This window comes from Rhizobium sp. RAF56, from assembly GCF_052113965.1.
GTDB lineage: Bacteria > Pseudomonadota > Alphaproteobacteria > Rhizobiales > Rhizobiaceae > Rhizobium.
This window is the reverse complement of sequence record NZ_JBFRDU010000037.1, coordinates 38,088-47,271: the sequence shown is the minus strand read 5'-3', so window position 1 is coordinate 47,271 and position 9,184 is coordinate 38,088. Positions and strand designations below refer to the sequence as shown.

The window sequence follows — 9,184 nt, the reverse complement described above, 5'->3', positions numbered from 1 at the left end:
TGGCTCTCGAACCGAGTCTTCAAATCATACGACGACATTGTCGATCACTGCTGCGATGCCTGGCGAAAGCTCGAAAGCCAGCCATGGCGGATCATGTCCATCGGTCGCAGAGAATGGGTCAATGGGTTCTGATCAGCGAGGATCCGTATAAGAACTACAGCCCAACCTCGTCGTCACTTAATCCCCTATATCTTGATGGCCACGTATACGGGAACACGGTCGAGCCGAATGTTCACCGCTTCATTTGTGCGTCAAGAAGGTCGACCGTGGATCGACCTCGAACGCGGTGTTTATCATAGGGCTGCACCGCGCGAGAATGTGCCGCCAACGAAACAGGCTCCGTCAATCAAAATCCCCATGCGTCTGCTGCGATATATGCGGCGCTGGTATAGGGCGGGCCGCAAATACCCAATCGAATATCAAGGCGAACCGATCACTAAGAGCCGCGCACTTCACCGGCTCATAAAGGAGCTGTTTCCAGACAGAGGGCTCGTGCCGCATTGCTTTAGGCATACCGCCGCGACTTGGTTGATGCGCAAGTCAGAGCTTTCGGTGCACGACATCGCCGGGTTCCTTGGAATGTCCCTTGAGATGCTTGATCGGGTTTATGGGAAACATCGCGTTCACCATCAGCAGGGTATCGATGATGCAATCACAAAGGGTGGGATTGGAAAGACAAAAAGGGATGAAACCGACGGTGAAGACTTCAGCTATGGCAAGATCGCACCGGGCGATACCGGGAGAAACAACTCAAATAAGGCCAAACCAACTCAGATCAAAATGTCCGAAAGAGCCCAGAAACTGGGGAAGAAGCTACTAGTCGCGGCTGAGTAAACAAAATTCGGGAAACGCAGCTTCAAACTCATCGGTCGCCCTTTGACGGACAGAACGAAGCTTCAGCCAATCCCCAAGAAATCGAAAGCGATAATATGACGAACATAGGACCGTCGATATCGACGAGATCTTCTCCACTGCGGTCTGAATGATTGCAGGCACCTTACTCAAACCAAACGCTCGAACGAAAGGCCTCTGATTATAGGCGAGGCTGCCGTCAAAGCTATTGATCAGCAATCGTACACCCAGCGATTGGGCAATGCGCGCGTACCAGTCGACAAACCACAAAGCATCGCTAACGATCAAGTCTGGACGTTGTCGCTGCAACTCCTCACTCAATCGGGACGCCTCCCGCCCAACTCCCGCAGTGACTTTGGGGTAAACCGTTAGATAGTATAGGTAGTGACAAAAGCTGGTGAAGATACCGGGCCGCTTAAAGAAACTATCCAGTTTCTTGTCCAGTTCCTGCCGCGGAATAACGTCCAGCTCAAAAGACTCGAACTGGAAGCGCTTCAACAATGGAACACATTCGCCGGCGATATAGCATTTGATATGATACCCCGCCTACTTCAAGGTATCTGCCATCTTCAGAAGGGGCTGGAGGTGTCCGAAATCATGAATAAAACAGATGATCGCGACCGAGCGCTGTTTATGCGGTGCTAGGGGAAAGTCCACAAAGTATCTCCTTGTCTCGACGACAGAGACGCCCACCGAATCCACCGAGGCAATGCACGGGCTCTCATCAATAGATTGATCTCTGACTGTTGCAATTCACCTCAATGCGTTCATCAATACTTACGCCTTTGCCTGCCGCAATAACAGGATGTCTCGCTGTAGCCTGATGATAGCCGATAGAGTGTTGCGTCGATGACGTTCGATCCTGACATCCGGCGGGCTCATCGCGGCGAAGATTTCCTGCCAGCGGATCGATACCGCACATATGCCCACCCCGGACCAGGCGGTACTATATATTTGTTTTCGTTTGCATTTTCTGAGCGCTCAGTTTCTTTTCTCTCTGACCAATCTAATCAATCAGGAACGAGCGGATAGTCCGACAATGGGGGTTTCACTTCGTCCGTGTGGCAAGCGCGAATAATACCTTTGACGGCTACCCGCCACCTATGGATACGGATGCTACTATGGCCGTGCTTGGCGGAATAATGGCCGGAGCGCGATCGGCGAAGGGGGCAGGCGAGCGAGCTTCTCGCACAATGGGCGGCGGACGAGGTTTCCCGCAATCTTCGCGAAAGCTCGCTCTGTCGGCAATTTCCTCAGACGGCTTGCGCGATGAACGCCATGCTAGCCTTGAGCGGCCGTGCGGGATCCGTAAGCGCGTGGACTTCCGTCGCAAAGGGCTCGAAGGAGAAGGGACCGTCGTAACCGTCGGCAATCAGCGCGCGGATCTGGCCGATATTGTCGAGCCGGTCCTTGCCATCGACCAGAACCCGATGCGGGTCGCGCATCTCGGCGACCGTGACGCTCGGATCGACCACGCCGGATATATGGATGAGGCCCGTCAGATGCCCAAAAAGCGGCGCTTCACCCGCGAGATGGTGGTGGAAGGTATCGTGCACGAGCCGGAACGTTGCCTGAGCGCCGAGTTCCTCGATCGCGTTGGCGGCTTCCGTCTTCGAACTCAGCGAGCAGACGGAGAAGCCGAGCGGCTCGACGAGGCCAATGATGCCTGCGGCATCGAGCATGGGTCTGAGCGCCGCAAGCGCGGCCAGCAGATTTCTGTGGCGGACACCCTCGTCCTTCCCGCTCCCGTCATTGACCGGAACAAGCACGAGCGCCTTGGCACCGCAATCGCGCGCATAGGCGATAAGTTCCGCCGCTTCCTTGGCGCGTTCATCGTTCCATTCGTTGAAACGCTGCAACGCGTTGATCGACAGTATCGTCAAACCGTGGCGTTCGGCTGCGTCTCGGACAACGCTCGCCGGCGTGCTGCCGATATCGGCGTTGCCCGGTAGATCATTACGGATCTCGACCCCCGAAACGCCGAGCGCTTCGGCCATCGCGAAGAACGCTTCGATCGACAGTGACGGCGCGGACATATGGTTTAGCGCGAAGCGAATCTTGTTCATGCTGAATTTCCTCCTGGCAACACTTGAGCTGCGGGATGTCACCTGCCGCTCTTGGCCACATGGCTAGCGAAAATAGCCTTGCCGTTCCATGGGAACTGAGACTGACGCGCAATCATCGGTGATAGAAAAATTAAGCCTTCTGCAAGACTTCCATCATTTGACAGAACTCGCAGAGACCTCATTTCCAGTTCGCTAGAGATTTTCCGACACGAAGATGTCGAACGGCAGAAAGAACTGGCCTGGCATCTCCGCCTGTCCACGCTCAAGCGCCCCGGTCATCAGCGACACCAGCTCCTTGCAAAGGGCGGCAAGCGGCGTCGCGATCACCATCGTGACCACGTCGTCGGCGAGCGCCGCCTTCGATTCCGGCGTCAACTCGTTGACAACGACGGCGAGTTTGCCGGAAAGCCTTTCCTCACGGATCGCGGAAATGGCGCCCTCCATGCCGCCGCCGCAGACATAGAAGCCGGCAAGGTCGGGATACCGCTGCAGCAGTTCCACCGTCGCCTCGTGCGTGATCTCCGCGGTCTCGAGATTGATCAGCGTATCGACGACTTCGAATTGCGGCCCATTCTCTCGAAAATAGGAGCGGAAGCCGATCTCGCGCAGTTCGTGCCCGTGAAAACGGTGGCTGCCGACGAAGCATGCCACCTTGCCGGGCCGCCTCGCGGTTCTGGCGATCATCCAGGCTGCGGTGCGCCCCGCCTTGCGGTTGTTGACGCCGACATAGGCTTCGCGAACACCGGATGCGAAATCCGAAAGCAGCGAGAAGACGGGAATGCGCTTGTCTTTCAGCTCCTCGATCGCGGCGGTAACCGCCGGATAATCCGGAGCAACCAGCGCGATTGCCTGGCTGCGTCCGGCCTCCGCCTTGAGCGTTTCGACGATGGCAGTCGGCGTCGCGGCAGAGGCGAAATCGATGTGGACCTTGATGCGGGCATCGGTGACCGCCTGCGCGGCCGTTTCGATTTCCCGGGCGAAGGATTGGTAGAAGGCCTGCCCCGGCTTTTGCAGCACGAAGCCCAGCCGGTATTGCGGCAGGTCCTCGAAGATCCGCTGCCGAAGGAGCCCGATGGCGTAATAGCCGATCGCCTGGGCGGCATCGTAGACGCGGCGCGCCGTTTCCTCGCGTACGCGGTGACGCCCGTTCAACACCCGGTCGACGGTGGCGACGCTGACGCCGGATGCTTTGGCAAGATCGGAAATCGTGGGCCTGCGCATAGGTGATCCTGACATTTTCCATCATTAGCATGATATGAATGCATGATGGTTTTTGATAGATTACATCATTGCTGCATTGAGACCCGCCCAAAGTCAACCTATTCTGCGGTCATGGGAGCGGCGACGACCGAAGGCAGCAGCCGCGCAAGTGCCGATAGGCATCAGGAGGCGACATTGACCATCCGAAATACCAAGCGCGATTACAGCCTTCTCGGCCCAAGCGGCCAAGCTGCGGTAGAGGCGGGCCTTGCCGCGGCCGAATGGTACCATACCGACATTCCGCGCAAGGAGATGAAGGCGCTCATGCAGCGCTCCGATCACGCCGCCATTCGCGACACCGCCCTTTGGCTCGGCAGCATGGCGATACTCGCAGGCCTCGGCGTCTATTTCTGGGGATCGTGGCTCTCAGTGCCGTTCTTCCTCACTTACGGCGTTCTCTACGGTTCGGCCTCCGACAGCCGTTGGCACGAGTGCGGACACGGCACGGCGTTCAAGACGCGCTGGATGAACGATGCGGTCTATGAGATCGCCTGTTTCATGATCATGCGCAATCCGGTGACCTGGCGCTGGAGCCATACCCGCCATCACACCGACACCGTCATCGTCGGCCGCGATCCGGAGATCGCCGTCATGCGGCCTCCGGACCTGCTAAGGCTGATCCTCAATTTCTTCGGCATTCTCGACGTCTGGCATGCGCTCGTCGATATGGTTCGCAACGCTAGCGGCATCATCAGCGCCGAAGAAAAGACCTTCATCCCTGAGATGGAACAGGCGAAGGCGATCCGCGTGGCGCGGATATGGGTGGCGATCTATCTTGCGACGTTCGCGGCCGCCCTGTGGTTTGGATCGATCCTGCCCTTCGTGCTGATCGGCGGCCCACGCCTCTACGGCGCCTGGCATCACGTCATGACCGGCCTCCTTCAGCATGGCGGGCTTGCGGACAACGTCATCGACCATCGGCTGAACAGCCGCACCGTCTATATGAACTCGATCAGCCGTTTCATCTATTGGAACATGAACTATCATGTGGAGCACCACATGTTCCCGATGGTTCCCTATCATGCCTTGCCGAAGCTGCACGCCATGATCCGGCACGATCTTCCCGCACCCAATTCCTCGATCTGGTCGGGCTATCGCGAGATGATCCCCGCCTTCCTGCGCCAGCTGCGCAACGAGGACTATTGTCTGCGGAGAGAGCTGCCGCCGACAGCACGGCCCTATCGCGAGGAATTTCACCAGGACCTGGCCATGGCAGCGCAATAAGCGCCGCCACCGATGACGATGCAAGGGAGGAGAACATGAGCGGAAATTGGATCGAAGTCTGCAGCGCGGACGAAATCGACGAGGAGGATGTCATCCGCTTCGATCATGCCGGGCAGACATTTGCCGTCTACCGCAGCCCGGACGACGAATATTTCGCGACCGATGGCCTGTGCACGCACGAGCAGGTTCATATCGCGGACGGGCTGGTGATGGACGACATCATCGAATGCCCCAAGCACAACGGCCGCTTCAACTACAAGACCGGGGAGGCCAAGGGCGCGCCGGTCTGCGTCAATCTCAGGACCTATCCCGTAAAAGTCGAAGACGGAACCGTCTTCATTTCGCTCTGAGGACCGCGCCATGTCTCATTTTCTCATCATCGGGGGAGGGGAGTGCGGTGGCCGCGCGGCCTTCGCGCTCAGGGAAAAGGGCTTTGCCGGCGACATCACGCTGATCGCCGGCGAGCCGCACGCCCCTTACGAACGGCCGCCGCTTTCGAAGGTGGGGCTGATCGAGGCGGCCGAGCCGAAATGGATGGCCGCCATCGAGAAGTACAGCGAAGGCGCCATCGATCTTGTAACAGGCGTTGCCGCAACATCGATAGACACGACGGCTCAAGCCGTCGCGTTGTCTGACGGGCGCAGCCTGCGCTACGACAAGCTGCTGCTGGCAACTGGCGGAAGCGCACGCGGATTTCCCGGCGTCAAGTCGACGCATGGTCGTATCCGCACGCTTCGAACGCATGCGGACGCGTTGGCGCTTCGGCCGATGATGGAGACCGGCCGCCACGTCGTCATTATTGGCGGCGGCTTCATCGGGCTTGAGCTGGCAGCGAGCGGCCGTCACCTCGGCGCGCAGGTTACCGTCATCGAAGGCCTTCCCCGCGTCCTGAAACGCGGCGTGCCTGAGGAGATCGCGGAGGTGATCTCCGAGCGTCATCGGCAGGAAGGGGTAGATCTGCGCTGCGGCCAGGCGATCAAAGCATTGGAGGAGCACGCCCACGGCGCCTGCATACTTCTTGCCGATGGGGAAACGATCGAAGCTGACTTAGTGATTGTCGGTATCGGCGCGTCGCCGAACACGTCTCTTGCCGAGGAAGCCGGACTTGCCATCGAGAATGGCATTGCGGTCGACGCGTATCTGGAGACCTCTCACCCCGGCATCTACGCCGCCGGCGATTGCTGTTCATTTCCGCACCCGCTTTACGGCGGGCGGCGCATCCGGCTGGAATCGTGGCGCAATGCGCAGGAACAGGGGGCGCTGGCTGCTGCCAACATGCTCGGCGAAAGCATAGCCGTTTCGGCCGTTCCCTGGTTCTGGTCGGATCAATACGACATGACGTTGCAGATTGCGGGCCTATCCGAAGGCGCGACGACCACGCTGCGTCGCGATCTCGGCGAGGGCGGATTTCTGCTTTTTCATCTCGATCATACAGGGCGCCTTATTGCCGCCAGCGGCATCGGCCGCGGCAATGCTGTTGCACGCGACATCCGGCTCGCGGAAATGCTGATCGCGGCGCGGGCTTGCCCAGCGCCGGAGGCTTTGACGACAAGCAGCGTCAAGCTCAAATCGCTGTTGGCAGCATAAGTCGGCGGTCGAGTTGAAGGGCGCCCTTGACGAAGCCCGGCCGACAGCCAATGTTCGCCCAACGATAAACGTCAGGGATGAACGATGAAGTTGATTGGCATTTCGGGAAGCCTCCGCAAGGGTTCCTTCAACACGGAGCTGCTTCGCGCAGCCGTCGATCTTACGCCTGAAGGCGTCGAGATTGTTCCCGAAACCATTCACGGCATACCGCTCTACGATGCCGACGCGGAGACCTCCGACGGCATCCCGGAGAAGGTTCAGAGATTGAAGGATTTGGTTGCAAACGCGGACGGTCTCATGCTGTTCACGCCGGAATATAACAATTCAATTCCGGGGGTCTTCAAGAACGCGATCGACTGGATGACGCGGCCGGCAAGCGACATACCACGGGTTTTCAACGCCAAGCCTGTCGCGGTTCTCGGTGCATCGCCCGGCAATTTCGGTACCCTCCTCAGCCAGACGGCGTGGCTGCAGGTGCTGCGTACGCTCGGCACCAATCCCTGGTTCGGCGGACGTCTGATGGTGTCGCGCGCCACCGCTGTCTTCAACGAAGACGGCCGCATTACCGACGAGAAGGTCAAAGACAATCTCGCTGCCTTCATCAAAGGCTTCGCTGCGTTTGTCGAAAGCGCCAAACGGCCCTGACGCGGGTATCCGTCCGCCGCTATCGTCCGTGGCACAAGCGTTCGACAAGCGTCGGCACCATGGCGTCAGCCGCCTTCTCGGGGAGGGGATGTAGCCCGTCAGGGATAACGGCGGCGAGATCATCGCCGTAGAGGCGTGTCCACGCAGGGCGGTGATCGACGAACTCCATCGATCGCTTCTCGGCCTCCTCGCGGTGCGCCTCGATATAGCTCTCTGCAAACGGCCGCATCCATCCGCGCATGCCGATAAACGGGTTCATGGCCATGACGAGAACGCGTGACTGAGGCAACCCGCGGTGAAGGCCGTCAAGGATCGTCGCGACGTTGCGGCGGCTCGCGTCCACCGTCATGAAGCGGTTCAGCGCCGCGTCGTTCGCGTAGAACTCCAAGAGGACGACATCTGGCGCTGCACTTACCACCGCATCTATTTGTCCGATGGCCCACTGCGAGGTCGCGCCGGCCTTTGCGACGATCGAAATCTCCACCGGCCGCGAAAGGCATGTTGAAAGCGCTGCGCGCAACGGCTCCTGCCAGCCGCCACGGGCCGTCAACGAGGTTCCGAAAGTGACAATCTCCAGCGGTCGGTTCTCGCTTTCGGCCTGCGCGGCCCCCCCAAATATCATTCCCAACGCAAAAAGCGCTGCCAGCCGATATCGCCGGACGGCGTTCAACCAGCCGCCTCACGGCGCACCCGCGGCGTTGATACCTTACGGGGCAGGATCCGCGCCGGAACCCCAACCGCAACCGAATCGGCCGGAACATCGCAGAGCACGACCGCGTTGGCGCCGATCGCGGTGCGGTCGCCGATTGCGATCTTCCCGAGGATCTTGGCGCCTGCGCCAATATCGACGTTGTTGCCGATGGTCGGCACTTCGTTCGGCTCGTCGATCGACTTGTTGCCGATCGTGACGCACTGGCGGATGCGGACATCGTCACCGATCTTCACATCGGAGTGGATGATGATTGCTCCGAAATGTTCGATCACACAGCGCGCGCCGATCTGGACATGCGGACCTATGTAGATGCCGAGGAAAACCTCCGAAAGCTTGATCAGAATACGGTGCACGATCGCAAAGGGCAGTCGCACCACCCGGTTGGAAATACGATTGATGGTCATGCCATATCGATGAATCGCGAGCGCCCAGAAACCCTGCGCCAGCAGTGGTTTTTTATAGGCACGATAGTCCCGGCATATGTCTTGCCACATCCTTGTGAACGTCCTCGATAAACCAGTTCGTCGATACACGTTCGACCCTGCGCCTCGAAGCGCATCGGCAGATTTGCGCGTCTAATTCGAGATGGTCGATGTGCTGCTTACTGCCCCGCGCGGCCGGAAGGACGCGCAACGGACGTTCTCTTTCAACCCCGCTTACCTCTTCATATTGCAGCGAAAAACGTCAGGAAAACGGCGGGGTGCGTTTCATCATAAAGTGCATAATTTTGAAAAGGCAAGGCTTGCGAACGGGGCCTGCCGCCACGAATCTGCACCTTCAGGGTCGCCTCGGCGCCTCGCTTCCCCTATGCTTTAGCGACGAGCAATAGATGAGGGCT

General features: G+C 59.0%; 10 protein-coding genes and 1 pseudogene. 6 read left to right on the top strand and 5 right to left on the bottom strand.

Annotated features, from left to right (window positions below; translation table 11 throughout):
• Together AB4048_RS23740 and AB4048_RS23735 are read left to right on the top strand one after the other, a co-directional pair.
• Window positions 1-132: pseudogene (locus AB4048_RS23740) on the top strand (IS630 family transposase); the annotation flags it as partial.
• Window positions 133-228: 96 nt separating this feature from the next.
• On the top strand, window positions 229-834 hold the full coding sequence (locus AB4048_RS23735) for a hypothetical protein (RefSeq protein WP_442204452.1): 606 nt from the start codon (window positions 229-231) through the stop codon (window positions 832-834).
• Here AB4048_RS23735 and AB4048_RS23730 read toward each other — a convergent pair.
• The 3 genes from AB4048_RS23730 to AB4048_RS23720 all read right to left on the bottom strand — a co-directional run bounded on the left by AB4048_RS23730 (window position 817) and on the right by AB4048_RS23720 (window position 4,139).
• Window positions 817-1,353: a hypothetical protein gene (locus tag AB4048_RS23730; RefSeq protein ID WP_442204451.1), complete on the bottom strand. Its 537-nt coding sequence runs from the start codon at window positions 1,351-1,353 to the stop codon at window positions 817-819. The two genes, AB4048_RS23735 and AB4048_RS23730, sit on opposite strands and share 18 nt — an antisense overlap.
• Window positions 1,354-2,105: 752 nt before the next feature.
• Window positions 2,106-2,918, bottom strand: coding sequence for a TIM barrel protein (locus AB4048_RS23725; protein ID WP_442204450.1), 813 nt, complete (start codon window positions 2,916-2,918; stop codon window positions 2,106-2,108).
• A 192-nt stretch (window positions 2,919-3,110) separates the two neighbouring features.
• Window positions 3,111-4,139, bottom strand: coding sequence for a LacI family DNA-binding transcriptional regulator (locus AB4048_RS23720; protein WP_442204449.1), 1,029 nt, complete (start codon window positions 4,137-4,139; stop codon window positions 3,111-3,113).
• A 42-nt stretch (window positions 4,140-4,181) separates the two neighbouring features.
• On the opposite strand from AB4048_RS23720, the gene AB4048_RS23715 reads away from it, so the two are divergent.
• From AB4048_RS23715 to AB4048_RS23700, 4 genes are all read left to right on the top strand, one after another.
• Entirely contained in the window at window positions 4,182-5,402 is a 1,221-nt protein-coding gene (locus tag AB4048_RS23715) for a fatty acid desaturase family protein (protein WP_442204448.1), read from the top strand.
• Window positions 5,403-5,437: 35 nt separating this feature from the next.
• Window positions 5,438-5,752, top strand: a complete 315-nt coding sequence (locus AB4048_RS23710) for a MocE family 2Fe-2S type ferredoxin (protein ID WP_442204447.1) — start codon at window positions 5,438-5,440, stop codon at window positions 5,750-5,752.
• A gap of 10 nt (window positions 5,753-5,762) precedes the next feature.
• Window positions 5,763-6,989 carry an NAD(P)/FAD-dependent oxidoreductase gene (locus AB4048_RS23705; RefSeq protein ID WP_442204446.1) on the top strand — a complete coding sequence of 409 codons (1,227 nt, stop codon included), beginning with the start codon at window positions 5,763-5,765 and terminating at the stop codon, window positions 6,987-6,989.
• A gap of 84 nt (window positions 6,990-7,073) precedes the next feature.
• Entirely contained in the window at window positions 7,074-7,634 is a 561-nt protein-coding gene (locus tag AB4048_RS23700; protein ID WP_442204445.1) for an NADPH-dependent FMN reductase, read from the top strand.
• Window positions 7,635-7,653: 19 nt separating this feature from the next.
• Here the strand turns inward: AB4048_RS23700 and AB4048_RS23695 are convergent, their stop codons facing one another.
• Together AB4048_RS23695 and AB4048_RS23690 are read right to left on the bottom strand one after the other, a co-directional pair.
• Window positions 7,654-8,256, bottom strand: coding sequence for an SGNH/GDSL hydrolase family protein (locus AB4048_RS23695; protein ID WP_442204444.1), 603 nt, complete (start codon window positions 8,254-8,256; stop codon window positions 7,654-7,656).
• 44 nt (window positions 8,257-8,300) lie between these two features.
• The gene (locus AB4048_RS23690) at window positions 8,301-8,750 is read right to left on the bottom strand and encodes a serine O-acetyltransferase (protein WP_442204443.1); all 450 of its coding nucleotides are present in this window, start codon (window positions 8,748-8,750) and stop codon (window positions 8,301-8,303) included.
• Window positions 8,751-9,184 lie beyond the last annotated feature (434 nt).

Bases quoted from the DNA above. Each gene is read 5' to 3' on its own strand.
- AB4048_RS23700 (WP_442204445.1), top strand. From the start codon at position 7,074: ATGAAGTTGATTGGCATTTCGGGAAGCCTCCGCAAGGGTTCCTTCAAC.
- AB4048_RS23705 (WP_442204446.1), top strand. From the start codon at position 5,763: ATGTCTCATTTTCTCATCATCGGGGGAGGGGAGTGCGGTGGCCGCGCG.
- AB4048_RS23715 (WP_442204448.1), top strand. From the start codon at position 4,182: ATGATGGTTTTTGATAGATTACATCATTGCTGCATTGAGACCCGCCCA.
- AB4048_RS23695 (WP_442204444.1), bottom strand. From the start codon at position 8,256: ATGATATTTGGGGGGGCCGCGCAGGCCGAAAGCGAGAACCGACCGCTG.
- AB4048_RS23720 (WP_442204449.1), bottom strand. From the start codon at position 4,139: ATGCGCAGGCCCACGATTTCCGATCTTGCCAAAGCATCCGGCGTCAGC.
- AB4048_RS23690 (WP_442204443.1), bottom strand. From the start codon at position 8,750: ATGACCATCAATCGTATTTCCAACCGGGTGGTGCGACTGCCCTTTGCG.
- AB4048_RS23710 (WP_442204447.1), top strand. From the start codon at position 5,438: ATGAGCGGAAATTGGATCGAAGTCTGCAGCGCGGACGAAATCGACGAG.
- AB4048_RS23735 (WP_442204452.1), top strand. From the start codon at position 229: ATGTTCACCGCTTCATTTGTGCGTCAAGAAGGTCGACCGTGGATCGAC.
- AB4048_RS23725 (WP_442204450.1), bottom strand. From the start codon at position 2,918: ATGAACAAGATTCGCTTCGCGCTAAACCATATGTCCGCGCCGTCACTG.